We start from the raw sequence: 18,861 nt of genomic DNA, 5'->3' as shown, positions 1-18,861 counted from the left end.
GAGTACAGGTGATGCAGCAACAGGAAATCGAGATCAATCTACTGAGGTCGCTGCGTGAAATAGACGCCAGTGACTGGGATGCCTGTGCCTGTCCCGAAGCCCGGGGTGGCGCGCGCCCAAACGACCCCTTCACGACGCACCGGTTTCTGTCTGCTCTGGAGGAGAGCGGTTCGGTCGGGCGCGGCACCGGCTGGCAGCCGCAATACCTCACCGCTTATGCCCAAGGGCATTTGATCGGCGTGGCACCGATGTACGTGAAATCCCATAGTCAGGGCGAATATATCTTCGATCACAATTGGGCGCATGCTTATGAGCGGGCGGGCGGACGCTATTATCCCAAATTGCAGATCGCCGTGCCGCATACACCAGCCACGGGCAGACGTCTGCTGGTGCGTCCGGGGTTTGAAGACACGGGAACTGCGGCTCTTGTCCAAGGGGGGGTGCAGCTTGCGGCAAACAACCAGTTGTCTTCACTGCATTTGACTTTTTGCACCGAAGAGGAAGCGCTGCGCGGCGAGGATCTGGGCCTGATGGTGCGCAAGACCCAGCAATTTCACTGGCACAACCATGGCTATCGTGATTTCGACGCGTTTTTGACCTCCTTGAGTTCGCGCAAACGCAAAAACCTGCGAAAAGAACGCGCGACGGCGCAGAGCTTTGGCGGGTCCATTCAGACTTTCACCGGCAGCGCGCTTGAACCAGAGCATTGGGAAGCCTTCTGGCAGTTTTATCAGGATACCGGGGCGCGAAAATGGGGAACACCCTACCTGACGCGGCAGTTCTTCGACATTGCGCATGACAGTTTGCGGGACGATATCGCGTTGGTTCTGGCGGAACGAAATGGCCGTTGGATTGCCGGTGCGTTGAACTTTATCGGCGCTCAAACGTTGTACGGCAGATATTGGGGGTGTTCAGAGCATCATCCCTGCCTGCATTTTGAGCTTTGTTACTATCAGGCCATCGACATCGCGATCGCCCATGGATTGGCGCGGGTCGAAGCCGGTGCGCAAGGCGAGCACAAACTGGCGCGCGGATATCTGCCCACGCCTACCTGGTCGCTGCATTGGGTCAATGATCCGGGGTTTGCCAATGCTATTGGGGAGTACTTGAAAGCCGAGCGCGATGCGATAGACGAAGAGATTGAGGTGCTGACTGAATACGGACCGTTCAAACGGGCAACGATCGAGGAACAGGAATGACAGAAAAATTGAGTGATGAGACAAGGGGCCCGCTTCTGGAGCCGCTTTTTGCGACCGGATGGGAAATGGTTGATGGGCGGGACGCCATCGCCAAGACCTTTTCTTTCAGGAATTTCATCGAAGCCTTCGGCTGGATGACCCGCGTCGCCATGTGGGCGGAGAAATGGGACCATCATCCAGAATGGCACAATGTCTACAAAACTGTCGATGTGGTGTTGACCACGCATGATGTTAACGGCATCAGCGCGCTCGACGCCAAACTGGCGCGGAAAATGGACAGCCTCGCGGAGTAGATGATGGAGAAGTTACTGCAAACTGAAATCTGGCAGGGTAAAACCGTGGCGGATTTCCTGACGGTGGATTTCCTGCTGAGCACTGTGGGCTCAATCCTGGCGGCCATTGCGATCCTGATTGTCGGCTGGATGCTCTCTGCCTGGCTACAGCGGCGCATCAGAGCGATGGGTCTGAAGCACGCCCATCTTGATGACATGCTCTTTGACTTTCTGTCCTCGATTGTGCGCTACGTGGTTCTGGGTTTCACGCTGCTTTTTGTGCTCAACACTTTCGGTGTTCAGACGACCTCTGTTGTGGCCATCATCGGTGCTGCCGGTCTGGCCATTGGTCTGGCGTTGCAGGGCACGCTTTCCAACATTGCCGCCGGTGTGATGCTGATCCTGTTCCGTCCGATCCGGCTAGGTGATTTCGTGGACGTGGGCGGCACCATGGGGACGGTCAAGGCGATCACGTTGAATTTCACGGAACTGGCGGATGTCAGCAATGTCCAGGTGATCATTCCCAACTCCCAGGTCTGGGGAAATGTGATCACCAATTACTCCAGCAACCCGACGCGGCGTGCGGAATGGACATTCGGTGTGGGCTACGGTGTCAATCTGGCCGATGCGGAGCGGATCATTCGGGACACGATCATGGCCGATCCGCGTTCCAAATCCGATCCGGAACCCTTTATTCAAGTAAACAACCTTGGTGCGAGCTCGGTCGATTTTCTTGTGCGGGTCTGGGTCGATGCTGCAGAGTTCTTTGCCTATCAGGCCGATATGAAACGGGCTGTCAAAGAGGCGTTGGACGCAGGCGATATCGATATACCGTTCCCGACAACAACAATCGTTCAGGCTTCCTGAATTGCCCGCCAGCGGATGAAAATGGCCCGAAACCCGTGTTTCGGGCCATTCTTGTTTCACATGTTGTCGAGCAGCGCTTCACCGCCGGAAACTTCGCAGACGCCTGGGTTTTCCTCTGGCTGAAATAGAGTGACTTTGCCGTTCTCAACCAGCATCGCATAGCGCTTGGAACGCGCCAACAGGCCCGCGGGTGGGGCATCAAACTCCATGCCGAGCGCCTTGGTGAAAGAGCTATCTGCATCGCCGAGCATGGTGATGCCTGCCGCAGTGGCCCCGGTGGCTTCGCCCCATGACTTCATGACAAAGGGGTCGTTGACCGACACACAGATGATTTCGTCAACACCCTTGGCATCAAATTGTTCCTTGGTGCGCACAAAACTTGGCACATGTGCCGAATGGCAGGTGGGTGTATAAGCGCCGGGCACCGCAAAAATAACAACCTTGCGACCGTTGGTCTTGTCGGCAATGGACACAGGCGCTGGCCCATCTGCGCCCATTTCGACCAGGGTTGCGTCGGGAATTTGATCGCCTTGCGAAATCGTCATGTGATAGGCCTTTCTGGTGATTGCGTTCATCCTTGCCGAGAATATAGGTTGCGGCCTCGGGTAGGACCAGTTGAAACGTTTGGATTCCAATGGCAAGGGGGTGACGGCATGCGTCATGTGATCGTGATCGGTGCGGGGCAGGCAGGATCATCCTGCGTTGCCAAATTGCGCAACGGCGGCTTTGACGGAGAGGTGACCCTGATCGGGGCTGAACCCGTTCCCCCCTATCAGCGACCACCTTTGTCAAAAGCCTACCTGATGGGAGAGATGGCGCTGGAACGTCTCTATTTGCGGCCAGAGGCTTTTTACCAGGACAACCAAATAACCTTGCGGACGGATGCGGAGGTTACGGCCATTGACCTATCTAGCAAATCCCTACGTTTGGGCACGGAAACGCTGCACTATGATGATCTGGTACTGACCACCGGGTCCGTACCGCGCAAGCTGCCTGCAAGTATCGGCGGCGGGCTCGATGGCGTTTTTGTGGTGCGTGATCTGGCAGATGTGGACGCGATGGCGCCACGCTTTCAGGCGCGCAAAAAAATTCTGATCGTTGGCGGCGGGTATATCGGGCTGGAGGCGGCTTCGGTCGCCGCGAAACTGGGGCTGGAGGTGACGCTGGTTGAAATGGCTGATCGTATTCTCCAGCGTGTTGCGGCTCCTCAAACCAGTGATTACTTTCGAGCACTCCACAGATCGCATGGTGTGAACATCCTCGAAGGGGTAGGTCTTGACCGGCTGATCGGGGAAGGCACCGTGCGCGGTGCCCGGTTGAGTGACGGCACAGAACTGGAGGTGGATTTCGTGATTGCTGGCGTCGGGATCATGCCTGCGACCGCATTGGCCGACGCCGCCGGTCTGGACATCGAAAACGGCATCAAAGTGGATGCAATGGGCCGCACATCCGCTCCTCATGTCTGGGCTGCGGGCGATTGCACCTCCTTTCCTTATCACGACGGACGCATTCGTCTTGAAAGCGTTCCCAATGCGATTGATCAGGCCGAGGTTGTTGCGGAAAACATCATGGGGGCAGGCAAGGCTTACATCTCCAAACCCTGGTTCTGGTCGGATCAATACGATGTGAAACTCCAGATCGCCGGTCTGAACACGGGCTACACTGAAGTGGTCAGCCGTATCGGCGACGGGCAAACCGCCTCCTTCTGGTACTACCGTGACGGCGGTTTGCTGGCGGTTGATGCCATGAACGATCCGCGCGCCTATATGATCGGCAAGCGATTGATTGAGGCGGGAAAATCGGCTGACCCGGCAATTGTTGCAGATGCCACCGCCGATCTGAAGCCTCTTTTGCAAGCGTGAGGATCATCGCCGGGACCTATCGCGGTACCGCCCTGGCCAGCGTTGGCAAAGGGGACAGGTCCGCGCATCTGAGACCAACATCGGACCGCGTGCGCGAGAGCCTGTTTAGCATGCTGACCCATCATGATGTGATCTCAGGTGCTACCGTATTGGACCTTTTCGCGGGCACCGGCGCCTTGGGATTAGAGGCGTTGTCCCGGGGCGCGTCCCACGTCACATTTGTCGATGACGGACGTGCGGCGCAAAAACTCATCCGGGAAAATATCGTGAAGCTCCGGGCCGCATCCGCAACGCATTTGCTCGCGCGCGATGCGCGACGTTTGCCAATATGTGACGCCCGGCCCTGTGATCTGGTGTTTCTGGACCCGCCTTATGGTAAGAACCTTGGGCTTGGCGCGCTGGAGGCTGCCTTGGCCAATGGGTGGCTGGACGATGACGCGTTTATCGTCTGGGAGGAGTCCCAACCCATGGCGCCACCGGATGGGTTCGCGCTTGTGGACCAGCGCAGATATGGTGACACTCATATCACCCTGTTGTCGAAATCTTCGCTTTGATGTGATAATGCGTATCCCATGATTGCAGCTCAATTCGCCTCATTTTGGCAATATCGCGCCTCGGATCAAACGGGCCACACGCCGCCCAAACCAAAAAGCACGCCGGTGTTTATTGGCGATGCGGTTCAGCCTTGGGGTCGTGAGACGTTGCTTTTGGATATCCTGCGCCGTGACGCCGAATGTGCGGGTCAACCTTCGGAATAGGTGGGGTGGAACAAACCGCCCGGTGACAGGGTAAAGATCTCTGCACCATCGGAGGTCACACCAATCGAATGTTCAAACTGCGCTGACAGGGATTTGTCGCGCGTCACCGCCGTCCAGTCGTCGGAGAGCGTTTTAGTCTCGGGTCGACCCAGATTGACCATGGGTTCGATGGTGAAGAACATCCCCTCTTCCAGCACGGCACCGGTGCCGGGCCGACCGTAGTGCAGAACATTTGGCGGCGCATGGAAGACGCGCCCCAACCCATGCCCACAGAAATCGCGGACAACCGACATGCGGTGGCTTTCGGCGTAGGACTGGATCGCGTGGCCAATGTCGCCGAAGGTATTGCCCGGTTTGACCGCTTCGATCCCCAGCATCAGGGCATCATGGGTTACCTGAATGAGCCGTTCCGCCTTGCGGGGCAGTTTGCCTGCGACATACATCCGGCTGGTATCGCCAAACCAGCCATCGACGATCACGGTCACATCGACGTTCAGAATGTCGCCGTCTTTGAGCGTCTTGTCACCGGGAATGCCGTGGCACACCACGTGATTGACGGAAATGCAACTGGCGTGCTGATACCCTTTGTAGCCGATCGTGGCGGAGGTCGCGCCTGCGGATTCGACCATTTCGGTGATGGCCCGGTCGATGGCGCCGGTGGTCTGGCCGACATGCACAAGGGCCGCCACATCATCGAGGATGCGCGCAGCCAGCGCACCGGCGGCATGCATGCCGGCAAAATCCGCCTCTTCGTAAATGCGTATGCCGTCCTTGGTGTGACGGCCCCGAAGGTCTTCGTTCACGCAAATGCTCCATCGTCATTGTTCGGCGCGCTTGTAACGTGCAACTCATCCGAGTGCCAGAGGGCGCTCAGATCGAAATTTCCAAGGCATCTGCCAAATGGGCGCCTTTGGGAGAGATATTGGCACTATAGCAGAAAGTTTCAACGCCCGCTGCTCGGGCGTCGCCGTAGGCGCTTGCGTAGGTCGGATCGAGGTCTTCGGCGAGTGCAAACCGCGTGCAATCGCTGCGTTGCACAAGATAAAGCATTGCGGCCCGGTGACCCTGTTCGACCATCTGGGAAAGCTCTTCTAGATGTTTGGCCCCCCGTGCCGTGACGCTATCGGGAAATTCCGCAAGCCCCGCGCTGCGCGACAGGGTGACGCTTTTCACTTCCAGATAAAGATCGGGCAGGCCGTCTTTGGACAACAGAAAATCTATGCGGCTCTTTTGTCCGTATTTCACTTCTGGCCGGACCACATCATAGGTGGAAAACGGGGGCAGCGCCTTTGCGGTCAGGGCGGCTTTGAGGGCTCTGTTGGGCAGCGACGTATCGACGCCGGTGAAATGCCCGTTTTCGTGATCGACAAGCCGCCAACCGTATTTCAGCTTTTTCTTCGGATCATCATTGGGTTCCAACCAGACGCGGGTTCCGGGTTCGGCCAAGCCCATCATCGAGCCGGGGTTGGCGCAATGTGCAGTGATTTCCGCGCCCGACCCTTCCAGTACGCAGTCGGCCAGAAAACGTTTGTATCGACGGGTCAGTCGGGCGGGCACAAGATCGGTTTGAAAGCGCATGATGGCAGGTCTATACCTCGCATGAGGTTAGACGCAAGGAGAGCCGCAACATGCCCAACCCGACAGCCGCGATGCTCGTGATCGGCGATGAAATTCTGTCCGGCCGGACCCGTGATGCCAATATGTATCATCTGGCTGGCGTGCTGACCGAGGCGGGGATTGATCTGCGCGAAGTGCGGGTGGTGAGTGATGACAGGGGGGCAATCATTGCCGCCGTCCAGGCGCTTGCGGCTGCCTTTGACAATGTCTTTACCAGCGGTGGTATCGGCCCCACACATGATGACATCACGGCTGATTGCATCGCGGCGGCTTTTAACAAGAAGATCGACGTGCGTGATGATGCGCGGGCCATCCTCGAAAAGCACTATGCAACAACCGGGACCGAACTGAATGCGGCACGCCTGCGGATGGCGCGTATCCCCGATGATGCGGTTCTGATCGAAAACCCTGTGTCCTCCGCGCCCGGCTTCACGCTGGAAAATGTGCATGTCATGGCCGGGGTGCCGTCGGTTTTCAAGGCGATGGTGGAAAGCCTGTTGCCAACCCTTTCGGGTGGTGCGCCGCTTGTTTCCGAAACCTTGCGGATTGATCGCGGGGAAGGTGATATTGCTGGGCCTCTGGGTGCATTGGCCGCCGAATACCCGATGTTGAGCATGGGATCCTATCCGTTCCAGAAGAAAAATGGCAAATACGGATCGAACGTGGTCATCCGTGGGACAGATGGCGCATTGGTTCACAAGGTGATTGAACAGCTTTCCACAAGCTTCCCGAAATGACGGCGCAACGCCTTTTTGAGGCCGTCGACGCCACGTGGCCTGCCGCGGCATCTACGCAGCTCGGTCCGTTTGTGCTGCGTGACGGGCAGGGCGGCGGCAAACGTGTTTCAGCAGCGACCGCGACCGGCCCGGTGCAGAGCGGGGACGTAGCACTTGCTGAAGGTGCCATGCTGGATGCCGGTCGAACCGCTTTGTTCATGATCCGTCCGGAAGATCAGGAACTGGATGCGATGTTGCAGGATAGCGGGTACAATCTCGTAGATCCGGTGAATGTGTTTCAATCCCGGTTGAACCGTTTGACGGATATCCCCTTGCCACGTGTGACGGCGTTTTGCATCTGGGAACCGCTGGCGATCATGGAGGAAATCTGGGCCAAAGGCGGCATCGGTCCGGCGCGGCTGGCTGTGATGGCGCGGGCAAAGACAAAAACCGGCATTCTGGCACGCTGGAATGAAAAACCCGCAGGGGCTGCATTTGCTGCGGTTCATGACAATATCTGCATGGTGCATGCGGTTGAGATTCTGCCCGAGCAAAGGCGCCAGGGTGTCGCGCAATGGGTCATGCGTGCGGCCGCCTTCTGGGGGCAAAAGCAGGGGGCAGCAGAAATGGTCGTGCTCTGCACCAAGTCGAACACCGCCGCCAATCAGCTCTATTCCTCTCTGGGCTTTGAGGTGGTGTCCGATTACCATTACCGACAGAAAGACGCGCAAGGAGCTTAATCCCATGGCTGAACCCACGCTTCCAACGGCTCTGAACCTGCCCATGGTCGATCCATTGCCTGAGGCCACGCAGACATATTTCGATATCTGTCAGGAAAAGCTTGGCATGATCCCCAACGTGCTGCGCGCCTATGCTTTTGACATCGAAAAGCTGGACGCCTTTACAGGCATTTACAACAACCTGATGCTGGCACCCTCTGGTCTCAGCAAACTGGAACGAGAAATGATCGCCGTTGTGGTCTCTTCAATCAACAAGTGCTTTTACTGCCTCGTCGCACACGGGGCCGCGGTTCGGGCAATGTCGGGGGATCCGAAACTTGGCGAAGCACTTGTGATGAATTACCGAGTTGCCAGTCTTGACGCGCGGCAACGCGCAATGCTGGATTTCGCAGCCCTTATGACAACCGCCAGCGCCACCATCGAGGAAAGCCACCGGGATGGCTTGCGGCAGGTCGGATTTACGGATCATGACATTTGGGACATTGCCAATGTCGCGGGGTTTTTCAATATGACCAACCGCGTCGCGAGTGCCACGGCAATGATGCCGAACGAAGATTATCACGCGCAGGCCAGATGACCGGGCTCAGGGCGGCCCTTGCAATCATCTTGCTTTTCAACGCGAACGTGGTTTTCGCGTTGGAAGTGGTGATGCCGGCTGGCGCACGCCAGACGGTGGAGCGGGCAACACGTCTTGACAGCTTTGATGCACCAATCGGCGCTTTTGCTGATGGGATCGTGCCGTCTCGGGTGCTGGAAGGATCGGTAACCCGTCGGGCATGGCGCATTGGCACGGCAGGGCTCACCGTATTGCAGGTGCTGGCACCACTGCGCGCTCAGCTTGAGAACCAAGGATATTCGGTTGCATTTGAATGTGCCGCGAACAGCTGCGGTGGCTTTGACTTTCGCTTCAATATTGAGGTGCTGCCGGGGCCTAACATGTACGTCAACATCGGCTCTTACCGCTACCTGACCGCCTTCAAGGGGCCGAGTGACAATCCGACCGAGGCCGTGGCCATACTGGCAAGCGTCACGTCCGATTCAGCTTATCTGCAGGTGATCGAGGCCATCGCCGGTGGAAACATCGTCGTACCAGAACAACGAGAGCCCCCCAGAGACGCGCTCACGACGACGCAACCCGCGACCGCGGATCAGCCCTTCGGTTTGCTGGAGACCGGTTATGTGATCCTGCGTGATCTGGACTTTACGTCTGGCACGTCAAATCTTGGTCCGGGGCCCTTTGCGTCCCTGGACCGTCTCGCAGAGATCCTGTCTGACAATGCCGAATTGCGGATTGCTCTGGTGGGGCACACGGACACGGTTGGTGGGCTGGAGCCCAACATCACCCTGTCACGTCAGCGCGCCCGTGCCGTTCGAGCCCACCTGATTGAGAAATACGGGATCGCGCCCAATCGCTTGGACGCCGAAGGGATGGGGTATCTCTCTCCGGTTGCATCGAACCGGACGGCGGAAGGTCGTAACGAGAACCGGCGGGTCGAAGCGATCTTGCTAAATACGGAATAATCCTCTGATCAGAAATAAAAAACCCCCGGCATGGATACATACCGAGGGCAAGGTCACCGAGGGGGTGTTCATGGGGTTACCAGTCCGAGGGGCCCTTTTCTGCAAAGGCGTGGACAAGAAAGTCGATAAAGGCGCGGACCTTGGGTTGCGTAAAGCGACCAGGGGGATAGACCGCATAGATACCCTGCGTTTCCATTGGAAGGTCGGGGATCGCGTCCTCGATCAGACCCTTTTCCATGGCTTCCGCATATAGGAAACTCGGCAGGTAAGCGATGCCAAGGCCGGAGATCGCGGCATTCAGAAGTGATTGGCCGTCATTCACGCTCAGCCAGCCGGCGGTCCGAACCTGACGTTTTTCCCCTGAGGGCGCAGTGAGTTTCCACACATTCCCGGAAGACTGGTTGGAATAGTGCAACAACTTGTGATTGTTCAGATCGTCGATTTTTTCGGGCCGGCCATATTTTTCAAAATAGGCTGGGCTGGCGATCATGCGTTTCGTGGTCTCCGTCAGTTTCCGAGCACGCAACGAGCTGTCTTCCAACTCTCCGATACGTACCGCCATGTCGAAACCTTCCGAGATCAGTTCAACGTAGCGGTTGTTCAAAACCATGTTGACCGTGATGTCCGGGAAGTCTGACAAAAATTCACTGAGGACAGGAGACAAGTGGTTGACGCCAAAATCCGTGGCAACAGAGATGCGCAAAAGCCCCGAAGGCGCGCTTTGCATGGATGTGACCAAGGCATCGGCTTCGCCCGCGTCATTCAACACACGCCGCGCACGGTCATAATAGGCGAGCCCAATTTCCGTTGGGCTGACCCGGCGGGTCGTCCGGTTGAGAAGCCGCGCTCCAAGGCGCGCTTCGAGAGAGGAGACATGTTTCGAGACAGCGGATTTGGAAATCCCCATCTTTTTGGCCGCATCGGTGAAGCCGCCTTGGTCTACAACCGTGGCGAATGCTTCCATTTCTGTGAGGCGGTCCATTGCCTTCCCCTTATGTTCTGTCAGTTCCGACGATCTTTATGCAGATCAAATCGGGCAGGAACGCGGCATAGGTGAGACAGTATCGCGGTTTTTGCATGGATCGTTCTGGGCATGGAAACGCTCCGCGTGGTCCGATCCATCCCGCGAGGAGAGCTGGAACTGCCTATCAGGATGCCTGAGAACGTCGAATTTCTGCGCATTCCAATCCGATCGCCCGTGTCAATCCGCCAGGTGCCGGGCATGTCACGGGCGCTGGTGATCCGGTTTCGGGGGAACCTTAGAGCTCTGCGGCAAGGCGTGTGCCCTGGTTGATCGCGCGTTTGGCATCCAGTTCCGTTGCGACGTCTGCACCCCCGATGACATGGCATTTGGCGCCCCGGGTTTCCAGAGCATCGGCGAGGCTCCGATCCGAGAGTTGCCCCGCACAAAGCACAATGGTGTCCGCATCAATCAGGGTGGGATTCTCGCGCGCTTCGCCGTGCGACACCACAATGCCACCCGCCTCGATCCGCTCGTAATTCACACCACCGATCATCTTGACGTCTTTCATGGCAAGCGCGGCGCGGTGGATCCAGCCGGTTGTCTTACCCAATCGCCTTCCTGGTTTCTCAGCCTTGCGCTGCAGCAAGGTGACCTGTCTGGCGGGCGGTTCAGGCTGCGGGCCTTCGGGCGCAAGGCCCGAGCGATGCGCTGCCGGGTCCGCGACACCCCATTCGCGCATCCAGTCCGGCAGGCTTTCAGTGGGGCTGATCCCTTCATGCACCAGAAACTCGGCAACATCGAAACCAATCCCCCCGGCGCCGATAATGGCTACGCGCGGACCAACGGTGACCTTACCCCGCAGGACATCGATGTAATTGACCACATGCGCCGCATCCTGTCCGGGGATTTCAGGGTCGCGCGGCACCACACCTGTCGCGATAATCACCTCGTCAAAGCCCTGCAGATCATCGGCGCTGACCTCGCGCCCAAGCTCTACGGTAATTCCCAGTTCCGCAATCATGGCGCGATACCAGTCCACAAGCCCCCAGAACTCTTCTTTGCCCGGAACCTGTTTGGCCATGTTCAACTGGCCGCCAATCTCGGACGCGCGATCAAAAAGCGTGACCTGATGCCCGCGCCCAGCGGCTGTCATTGCCGTGGACAGCCCCGCCGGACCGGCCCCGACGATGGCGATGGATTTTTGGGTCTGCGCGGGCGTGATCAGCAACTCCGTCTCATAGCAGGCTTGCGGGTTGACCAGACAGCTGGAGATTTTGCCGCTGAAGGTGTGATCCAGACAGGCTTGATTGCAGGCGATGCAGGGCGCGATCTGGGACGATTTGCCGGTCATCGCCTTGGTGACGAAATCCGCATCCGCCAACATGGGTCGCGCCATGGAAACCATATCCGCACAGCCCGTCGCCAGCACATCCTCGGCGACCTCGGGTGTGTTGATCCGGTTCGAGGTGATCACAGGAATGCTCACCTTGCCCATCAATTTCTTGGTCACCCAGGCAAAGGCGGCGCGGGGAACGGATGTGGCAATGGTCGGAATGCGCGCTTCATGCCAGCCGATGCCGGTGTTGATGATCGTGGCGCCCGCTTTCTCAATCTCCTGCGCCAGTTGCACAACCTCTTCGTGGGTAGACCCGTTGGGCACCAGATCAATCATCGACAGCCGGTAGATGATGATGAAATCAGTGCCCACGGCTTCGCGCGCGCGGCGCACAACCTCAATGGGCAGGCGCATGCGGTTCTCGTAAGACCCGCCCCAGTCGTCGTCGCGTTTGTTGGTATGGGTGACCAGAAACTGATTTAGGAAATATCCCTCCGATCCCATGATTTCGACACCATCATACCCAGCCTGTTGAGCCCGTTGGGCGCAGGCAACGATGTCGCCGATTTGCTTTTCGATGCCTTCATCGTCCAAAGCTGCTGGCGGGAACGGGGAAATCGGCGATTTCACGGCCGAAGGGGCCACGCATTTCGGTCCATAGGCATAGCGGCCTGCGTGCAAAATCTGCATGGCGATCTTGCCGCCCGCGTCGTGGACCCTCTTGGTGATCACACTGTGGTTGTCCACATCTTCCTGGCCGACCATCATGGCGGCTCCCGGCAGCACCGAACCTTCGAGGTTGGGGCCAATGCCGCCTGTGACCATCAGGCCCACTTCGCCGCGCGCACGTGCTGCATAGAATTCCGCCACCCGATTCCAATCTTTGGTTTCTTCCAGCCCGGTGTGCATCGATCCCATCAGGACGCGGTTTTTCAAGGTGGTGAAGCCCAGATCGAGCGGCGCCAGAAGATGCGGATAGTCGGTCATGTGGAACCCTTCCCGGTTTTGGTTGCCCCGAGATCACATTTTCACATATCTGATGTCACGTCGAACGCCGCGTCACATCGCGCGCCATGAAGAGGACAGCGAGAATGTTGAGGTGGGCAAAACCCTCCGATGCTGCGGAGCTGGCACAGGTTTTCTTTGCCGCCGTGCGCGAAGGTCCGAGCCTCTATTCGGAGGCGCAACGTGCGGCTTGGTTGCCCGAACCACCTGCCGGGCAGGCATGGCGGGATCAACTATCTGCAATGAACGTCGCTGTCGTGGAACGGGGTGGCCGCCCCGGTGGCTTTATGTCGGTTCAAGAGGGGGGATATATCAATCTCGCCTTTGTTCACCCAGACCATCAAGGCAGCGGTATTTTCCGCCAGCTCTACACCCGGGTTGAAGGGTGGGCCAGAGATCACAGCGAACCAATACTCTGGACCCACGCCAGTCTTATGGCAGAACCCGCTTTTCAGGCCATGGGGTTTTTGGTTATCCATCACGAAACGGTTGTGCGTGATGGACAGATGTTGACGCGGGCCAAGATGGAAAAGAGGCTTACATGACACCCGAAGAAATCTCGAAGCTGCCCTATCGCCCCTGTGTGGGCATCATGCTGACCAACAGCCGCGGAGAGGTTTTTGTTGGCCAACGTCGCGACAGCAGCGTTGCCGCCTGGCAAATGCCGCAAGGCGGGATCGACAAGGGTGAGGCGGCACAGACAGCCGCCTTTCGGGAGCTTTGGGAAGAAACCGGCGTAACCTCTGATCTGGTACAGGTGGTGGCCGAAAGCCAACAGTGGCTACCCTATGAATTGCCGTATGATCTGGTGGAAAAGCTCTGGAAGGGCAAGTATCGCGGACAGGAGCAAAAGTGGTTTCTGATGCGTTTCAATGGCAGCGATGACCAGATCAATATCGCGACAGAACACCCGGAATTCTCGGAATGGCGGTGGCTCCCGGCGCGCGATCTGGTGGATAACATCGTGCCTTTCAAGCGGGATGTCTACGCCGCCGTCATGGCTGAGTTCGACGATTTGATCTAGCTCCGCAGCACCGGCACATTAGGGGCGGCGCTTTCCGGAAGCAGGCCGAGGATGCGCGGATCATCGTCGATCTCGACCGCCTGCCTGATGGGCTTGAAACCGCTGCGCCGGTAAAACCCCAAGGCCTGGGGGCTGTCGATGGTGCAGGTGTGGACATGCATGCGCTCTATCGGTTTCTCCCATGCCCGCGAAATGGCTTGGTTCATAAGATACCGCCCCGAGCCTGTTCTGATCAGCCGCGAGGTCAGGCCGAAATATGCCAATTCGCAAGAACCGTCCTCGCGGAAATCCAGCTCCAACAAGGCCTCATCCTGCCCGTCTAGGCTCAGCGTGAAGATTTCAACTTTCGAATTGCCGAGAATCTTCTGCAGCGCGGCATCGTTCAGTCGCAGACGCCCATACCACAGCCAATCCAATGCGCCGACCCGGGTAAAGATATCGCGATACCAGGCGGCATCCGCCTGAACCCTTCGAAAGGACACGCCCTGTGGCAGGGGTACATCCTTCGTCACCGGTTTGGTGATCATTTCCAGATAGGTCACGATCATTGCGATCTTGCCCGGAGGAATATCGTGCAACCCGTTTTCAAGCACGATCAAACCAGACCTTGCTCGCGGAAGACCTCCATCATGTCGATCTGTGGCCGGGGTCCAACGTGGCTGATGACTTCCGCAGCACAAAGGTTGCCCATGCGCGCACAGGTTTCCATATCACGACCCGTTGCAAGGCCGTAAAGGAATCCGGCTGCGAACTGATCGCCCGCGCCGGTGGCATCGACAGGGGTGACTTCCTGAACCGGAACATCGACACGTGTCCCATTTGACAGAACCGTCACACCGTCCCCGGAACGGGTGCAGACGACCAAAGGACAGATTTCAGCGGTTTTCTCAAGCGCGGTTTCGAGATCCGTCTCAAAGAGCGATTTGATCTCATGTTCATTGCCGATCACGTAATCCAGATCATGTTTGATCAGCGACAGGAAATCGTCCCGGTGGCGTTCCACGCAGAAAGGGTCAGAGATGGCGATGCCTGCGATCCCGTTGCCGGCCTTGGTGGCGCGTGCAGCCTCACGGAAAGCAGTTTTACCAGCGTCATGGTCAAAGAGATACCCTTCGAGAAACATGATTTTGGCATTGCCTGACACGGTCTGCGGCACATCATCGGATGTCAGCCCCGTCGAGATACCAAGGTAGGTATTGAGCGAGCGTTCCCCATCCGGGGTGACAAAGATCATGCAGCGCGAGGTAGGCGTTTCGCCGTTCGTGACGGGCGGGTTTACAAAATCAATGCCATTGTCGGTCATGGCGCTGGCATAGAACTGCCCCAAGGCGTCATCGCGCACCCGTCCGATGAAGGCGGTTTGCAGGCCCAGCGAGCCTACACCCGCCACCGTGTTCGCCACAGCGCCGCCGGGTGTTTGCAGGCGATCATTCATAGACGCAAAAAGCACTTCGGAGCGCTCCTGATCCACGAGTTGCATGATGCCTTTCTCGATTCCCATGTGACCCAGAAAACTGTCATCTGCATGGGTGATCACATCGACAACAGCGTTCCCGATGCCAACGACTTCGTAGGTTTTCATATGGTTTTGTCCTCAAATGGGCAGAGATCCCGGATGATGCAGGTCGGGCACATCGGTTTGCGCGCCTTGCAGTGATACCGACCGTGCAGAATCATCCAGTGATGGGCGTGGAGTTGAAAATCCGCGGGGATATTGTCTTCGATGGCGCGTTCGACCGCTTCAACGGTTTTGCCGGGCGCGATACCCGTGCGGTTGCCGAGCCGGAAGATATGGGTATCAACGGCCTGAGTTGGCTGTTGCCACCACATGTTCAAAACGACATTTGCCGTCTTGCGCCCCACGCCGGGCAAGCCCTGAAGGGCCGCGCGACTGTTGGGCACTTCGCCGCCATAGTCACGCACCAGAATTTCGCTGAGCTTGATGACGTTTTTCGCTTTCTGGCGAAACAGACCAATCGTCTTGATGTGCTCTGTCAGCGCCACAATCCCGAGATCCAGCATCTTTTGCGGCGTGTCGGCGATCTGGAAAAGCGTGCGGGTTGCCTTATTCACGCCAGCATCCGTCGCTTGCGCGCTCAGGGCAACCGCCACGACCAGAGTGTAGACATTCACATGTTCCAACTCACCCTTCGGCTCGGGGTCCGCTTCCTGAAAACGCGTAAAAATCTCGCGGATCGTATGATATCCAAGTTGTTTTGCCATTGCGCCGGTATGAGAGGAATCGTCGCAAGGGGCAAGACCAACCGCGCCCGATCCGTAAAATCCATGAAAAATATTGAAGGAATTTGCAGCGGAATCTTTACCAACTTCTGTCACCCTCTGCCGTATCCTTCGATGGAGCAGATCGCCATGTCACCAAGTTCGTTTTCCGGCACTACGTCAGATGCCCCGGCATCCAACCCGAACGCGCGCGCATTCACATCTGAGGTCACCTGTGATCAAGCGGTCGATCAGGAGCGGTTTGAAGCCGAAGAGGGTGATATTCGATCTTCAAGCACCCAAAAGTCGGTTGTAAATGTCCCCGGTTTTGGGCCTGGCACCATGGTCCAGACGGAAAACGGGGAATTGCCCGTGGAATGGTTGGACACATCTGACAAGGTTTTGACACGTGACCACGGCTATCAACCTATTTCATGGGTTTGCCGTTCACGTCTGCCGGTCGGTTATTTCGTCGAATACCCGGATGATCGCCCAATCTGCATTCCAGCGGGATCGCTCGGTTCAAATCAGCCAACCCATGATCTCTTTGTTCACCGCGATCATCGCCTATTGGTTGCGTCGGTAGCGGCGGACGCGTTGTTTTTCGCCAATGAAGTTTTGGTTCCTGCGAATGCGTGGCTTGATTCAGGTCATGCGCATTACGTCGAAACGAGCCAGGACTATAAGGTGACCCATCTCGCCTGTGCCCGTCATCAGGTCATCCTTGCGCAGGGTGTGTGGAGTGAAACGGTCTTGCCGGGGTGCGAAAGTCTGACGGCGTTGCCGACGCGCGATCAGTTTGCCCTGCGAAAAGCTGTGGGGGCGTCGTCTTTCAACCAAAACACCGCGCGCCCATGTGTGACGCGCGAGGAAGCCAAGCTGCTTATCGAGCCCCAACAAATTCGCCGACCGATGTTTCGATTTGTCAGGCAGAAGCGAAGCGCTTAATCCGCAGCTTTCGGGTCGCGTGCCCTGCGAAGTTTTACTAGAAATGATGCATGACACAGCATCAAATCATCCCCGACGATTCCGAGGCGACCTATCATTATCACGTGGTGCGCCGCGCAATCGACCTCATTGATCAGTCCGAGGATCCCCTATCGCTTGATGAAATTGCCGCAAAAATGGGGATGAGCGCGGCTCATTTCCAAAGGCTCTTTTCGAGGTGGGTAGGGGTGTCGCCGAAACGGTATCAACAGTATCTGACACTCGGGCATGCCAAGACCCTTTTGCGGGATCGGTTCACCACCCTCGACGCTTCGCATGCTTTGGGGCTATCGGGCAGTGGGCGGCTGCACGATCTGTTTGTTCGCTGGGAAGCCATGAGCCCGGGTGAATTTGCCCGCGGCGGTCAGGGGCTAGTGATTTTTTGGGGCTGGTTTGAAAGCCCATTTGGTCCGGCAATTGTCATGGGCACGCAAAAAGGCATTTGCGGCATGGGGTTTGCCGCGGAAATGGGTGAGGCTGCGGCTTTGCAAGACTTGTTGAGCCGCTGGCCCAAAGCCGAATTTGTCGAAGACCCCATGACGCTGCGCCCCTGGGTTCTGCAAGCCTTTGGGGCCGGTGATGGCGCTTTGGACACCGCGCCGTTGTTCCTGATCGGTGCGCCCTTTCAGATCAAGGTCTGGGAGGCGCTTCTCAGCATTCCGTCTGGCCAGGTCACAACCTATTCGGAAATTGCACAATCCATAGGGCACCCCCGTGCCGTGCGTGCAGTTGGTACCGCTGTCGGACGAAATCCGATCAGCTGGCTGATCCCCTGTCACCGCGCGCTTCGTAAATCAGGTGGCCTGGGTGGCTATCATTGGGGCTTGCCAATGAAACGCGCCATGCTCGCGTATGAGGCGGTGCACGCGGAAAGTTGATCGGTTTTGGCGGTGGCGGGTTGTTGCCGACCGATAATTCCCCTTGGTTTGTTGTGGAACGCTCGCCATATATACTGCGTTCACACCAAGACGCCCTGCCCGAACGGGGCCGTAACAATCGAAGGCAGTACATTATGACATTCGTAAAATCCCCAATTATCCTTGCGCTTTCGGGCGCGCTGGTTCTGACCGCTTGCACCGATCCCAACCAATTTGGCAATAACTCGAGCAACCCTAAGGCCCAAAAGGGGGCCTTGATCGGCGCGGGCGCCGGGGCAGTGCTTGGCGCGTTGTCCAAAGGCGACGGTAATCGCGGTGACGGCGCTGTCGTCGGCGCTCTCGTCGGCAGCGCGATCGGCGCGGGTATCGGCTATTCTCTCGACAGACAGGAAGCAGACCTGCGCAATCAGCTTGGCAATGATGACGTGACAATCACGAATACCGGCGACAGGCTCATTGTCAGCCTGCCTCAGGATATTCTCTTTGCCACGGACAGCTTTGCGGTGCGCCCCGATCTGCAAAATGATCTTTACAAAGTGGCGGCAAATTTACAGCAGTATCCGGATTCCACGATCCAGGTTATTGGTCACACTGACAGCGACGGCGATGCCGCCTACAACCAGCAACTCTCTGAACGTCGGGCAAATGCCGTAGGCAGCGTGTTGTTGAATGCGGGTGTCTCCGGGGGGCGGATCCAAACCTTTGGGCGAGGTGAGAACCAGCCCATCGCCAGTAACCTCAGTCCACAGGGCAAAGCCCAAAACCGACGCGTTGAGATCGTGATCCTGCCCAACGCCTGATCGGCAGTACCGAATTGACATAAAGAGCCTCGGAGATTTTCCGGGGCTCTTGTTTTTTTGGGCCACTGCATCAGGATGTGACATCGAACGTTAGC

General features: G+C 57.5%; 22 protein-coding genes. 14 read left to right on the top strand and 8 right to left on the bottom strand.

The genetic code is table 11. The features are described from left to right. Nucleotides 1–11 precede the first annotated feature (11 nt). Genes Q0802_RS20405 through Q0802_RS20395 form a run of 3 tightly spaced genes read left to right on the top strand, consistent with a single transcriptional unit; the run spans nucleotide 12 to nucleotide 2,338 of the window. Nucleotides 12–1,199, top strand: a complete 1,188-nt coding sequence (locus tag Q0802_RS20405; protein WP_298921682.1) for a GNAT family N-acetyltransferase — start codon at nucleotides 12–14, stop codon at nucleotides 1,197–1,199. After that, nucleotides 1,196–1,492, top strand: a complete 297-nt coding sequence (locus tag Q0802_RS20400; protein ID WP_298921681.1) for a 4a-hydroxytetrahydrobiopterin dehydratase — start codon at nucleotides 1,196–1,198, stop codon at nucleotides 1,490–1,492. The genes Q0802_RS20405 and Q0802_RS20400 overlap by 4 nt, the downstream gene beginning before the upstream one ends. A 3-nt stretch (nucleotides 1,493–1,495) precedes the next feature. Continuing rightward, nucleotides 1,496–2,338 carry a mechanosensitive ion channel domain-containing protein gene (locus tag Q0802_RS20395; protein ID WP_298921680.1) on the top strand — a complete coding sequence of 281 codons (843 nt, stop codon included), beginning with the start codon at nucleotides 1,496–1,498 and terminating at the stop codon, nucleotides 2,336–2,338. A gap of 56 nt (nucleotides 2,339–2,394) precedes the next feature. Here the strand turns inward: Q0802_RS20395 and Q0802_RS20390 are convergent, their stop codons facing one another. After that, nucleotides 2,395–2,883: a peroxiredoxin gene (locus Q0802_RS20390; protein ID WP_298921679.1), complete on the bottom strand. Its 489-nt coding sequence runs from the start codon at nucleotides 2,881–2,883 to the stop codon at nucleotides 2,395–2,397. A 108-nt stretch (nucleotides 2,884–2,991) separates the two neighbouring features. Between Q0802_RS20390 and Q0802_RS20385 the strand changes: the two genes are divergently transcribed. Both Q0802_RS20385 and rsmD read left to right on the top strand, forming a co-directional pair. Further along, the gene (locus tag Q0802_RS20385; RefSeq protein WP_298921678.1) at nucleotides 2,992–4,200 is read left to right on the top strand and encodes an FAD/NAD(P)-binding oxidoreductase; all 1,209 of its coding nucleotides are present in this window, start codon (nucleotides 2,992–2,994) and stop codon (nucleotides 4,198–4,200) included. Further along, nucleotides 4,197–4,754 (top strand): 16S rRNA (guanine(966)-N(2))-methyltransferase RsmD, encoded by a 558-nt coding sequence (rsmD, locus tag Q0802_RS20380; RefSeq protein WP_298921677.1) that lies wholly within the window; start codon nucleotides 4,197–4,199, stop codon nucleotides 4,752–4,754. Before Q0802_RS20385 ends, rsmD begins: the two co-directional genes overlap by 4 nt. A 188-nt stretch (nucleotides 4,755–4,942) precedes the next feature. Here rsmD and map read toward each other — a convergent pair whose 3' ends face one another. Together map and sfsA are read right to left on the bottom strand one after the other, a co-directional pair. Then, a complete protein-coding gene (gene map / locus Q0802_RS20375; RefSeq protein ID WP_298921676.1) occupies nucleotides 4,943–5,761 on the bottom strand; it encodes a type I methionyl aminopeptidase in 819 nt (272 codons plus the stop codon). Between the two features lie 67 nt (nucleotides 5,762–5,828). Beyond that, the gene (gene sfsA, locus Q0802_RS20370) at nucleotides 5,829–6,536 is read right to left on the bottom strand and encodes a DNA/RNA nuclease SfsA (RefSeq protein WP_298921675.1); all 708 of its coding nucleotides are present in this window, start codon (nucleotides 6,534–6,536) and stop codon (nucleotides 5,829–5,831) included. Between the two features lie 50 nt (nucleotides 6,537–6,586). Here sfsA and Q0802_RS20365 point away from each other — a divergent pair, with 50 nt between their 5' ends. From Q0802_RS20365 to Q0802_RS20350, 4 genes are read left to right on the top strand one after another with little or no spacing between them, the layout of a single operon-like run. Continuing rightward, nucleotides 6,587–7,312: a molybdopterin-binding protein gene (locus Q0802_RS20365; protein ID WP_298921674.1), complete on the top strand. Its 726-nt coding sequence runs from the start codon at nucleotides 6,587–6,589 to the stop codon at nucleotides 7,310–7,312. Then, complete coding sequence (locus tag Q0802_RS20360) at nucleotides 7,309–8,031, top strand: GNAT family N-acetyltransferase (RefSeq protein WP_298921673.1); 723 nt, start codon at nucleotides 7,309–7,311, stop codon at nucleotides 8,029–8,031. The genes Q0802_RS20365 and Q0802_RS20360 overlap by 4 nt, the downstream gene beginning before the upstream one ends. A gap of 4 nt (nucleotides 8,032–8,035) precedes the next feature. Beyond that, nucleotides 8,036–8,608: a peroxidase-related enzyme gene (locus Q0802_RS20355; RefSeq protein WP_298921672.1), complete on the top strand. Its 573-nt coding sequence runs from the start codon at nucleotides 8,036–8,038 to the stop codon at nucleotides 8,606–8,608. Beyond that, nucleotides 8,605–9,552, top strand: a complete 948-nt coding sequence (locus Q0802_RS20350; RefSeq protein WP_298921671.1) for an OmpA family protein — start codon at nucleotides 8,605–8,607, stop codon at nucleotides 9,550–9,552. Before Q0802_RS20355 ends, Q0802_RS20350 begins: the two co-directional genes overlap by 4 nt. 76 nt (nucleotides 9,553–9,628) lie before the next feature. On the opposite strand, the gene Q0802_RS20345 is transcribed toward Q0802_RS20350, so the two are convergent. Together Q0802_RS20345 and Q0802_RS20340 are read right to left on the bottom strand one after the other, a co-directional pair. Continuing rightward, nucleotides 9,629–10,534: a LysR family transcriptional regulator gene (locus Q0802_RS20345; protein WP_298921670.1), complete on the bottom strand. Its 906-nt coding sequence runs from the start codon at nucleotides 10,532–10,534 to the stop codon at nucleotides 9,629–9,631. Between the two features lie 277 nt (nucleotides 10,535–10,811). Further along, nucleotides 10,812–12,839, bottom strand: a complete 2,028-nt coding sequence (locus Q0802_RS20340) for an NADPH-dependent 2,4-dienoyl-CoA reductase (protein ID WP_298921669.1) — start codon at nucleotides 12,837–12,839, stop codon at nucleotides 10,812–10,814. A gap of 104 nt (nucleotides 12,840–12,943) precedes the next feature. Between Q0802_RS20340 and Q0802_RS20335 the strand changes: the two genes are divergently transcribed. Together Q0802_RS20335 and Q0802_RS20330 are read left to right on the top strand one after the other, a co-directional pair. Then, a complete protein-coding gene (locus Q0802_RS20335; RefSeq protein WP_298921668.1) occupies nucleotides 12,944–13,402 on the top strand; it encodes a GNAT family N-acetyltransferase in 459 nt (152 codons plus the stop codon). Then, nucleotides 13,399–13,881: an RNA pyrophosphohydrolase gene (locus Q0802_RS20330; RefSeq protein ID WP_298921666.1), complete on the top strand. Its 483-nt coding sequence runs from the start codon at nucleotides 13,399–13,401 to the stop codon at nucleotides 13,879–13,881. Before Q0802_RS20335 ends, Q0802_RS20330 begins: the two co-directional genes overlap by 4 nt. On the opposite strand, the gene Q0802_RS20325 is transcribed toward Q0802_RS20330, so the two are convergent. The 3 genes from Q0802_RS20325 to nth are packed head-to-tail and all read right to left on the bottom strand — an operon-like array spanning nucleotide 13,878 to nucleotide 16,104. After that, on the bottom strand, nucleotides 13,878–14,474 hold the full coding sequence (locus Q0802_RS20325) for a GNAT family N-acetyltransferase (RefSeq protein ID WP_298921756.1): 597 nt from the start codon (nucleotides 14,472–14,474) through the stop codon (nucleotides 13,878–13,880). The genes Q0802_RS20330 and Q0802_RS20325 overlap by 4 nt on opposite strands. A 2-nt stretch (nucleotides 14,475–14,476) precedes the next feature. After that, a complete protein-coding gene (locus tag Q0802_RS20320) occupies nucleotides 14,477–15,463 on the bottom strand; it encodes an adenosine kinase (protein WP_298921665.1) in 987 nt (328 codons plus the stop codon). Beyond that, nucleotides 15,460–16,104: an endonuclease III gene (gene nth, locus Q0802_RS20315; protein WP_298921755.1), complete on the bottom strand. Its 645-nt coding sequence runs from the start codon at nucleotides 16,102–16,104 to the stop codon at nucleotides 15,460–15,462. Before nth ends, Q0802_RS20320 begins: the two co-directional genes overlap by 4 nt. 147 nt (nucleotides 16,105–16,251) lie before the next feature. Between nth and Q0802_RS20310 the strand changes: the two genes are divergently transcribed. From Q0802_RS20310 to Q0802_RS20300, 3 genes are all read left to right on the top strand, one after another. Next, nucleotides 16,252–17,049 (top strand): Hint domain-containing protein, encoded by a 798-nt coding sequence (locus tag Q0802_RS20310; protein WP_298921664.1) that lies wholly within the window; start codon nucleotides 16,252–16,254, stop codon nucleotides 17,047–17,049. Between the two features lie 50 nt (nucleotides 17,050–17,099). Beyond that, nucleotides 17,100–17,966 (top strand): bifunctional helix-turn-helix domain-containing protein/methylated-DNA--[protein]-cysteine S-methyltransferase, encoded by an 867-nt coding sequence (locus Q0802_RS20305; RefSeq protein WP_298921662.1) that lies wholly within the window; start codon nucleotides 17,100–17,102, stop codon nucleotides 17,964–17,966. Between the two features lie 134 nt (nucleotides 17,967–18,100). Next, nucleotides 18,101–18,766, top strand: a complete 666-nt coding sequence (locus Q0802_RS20300) for an OmpA family protein (RefSeq protein WP_298921660.1) — start codon at nucleotides 18,101–18,103, stop codon at nucleotides 18,764–18,766. Nucleotides 18,767–18,861: the final 95 nt, after the last annotated feature.

It is taken from the genome of uncultured Roseobacter sp., assembly GCF_947495275.1.
Taxonomy (GTDB): Bacteria; Pseudomonadota; Alphaproteobacteria; order Rhodobacterales; family Rhodobacteraceae; genus Roseobacter.
Note: the sequence above shows the minus strand (reverse complement) of the source record. Positions and strands in the feature narration are given on the sequence as shown.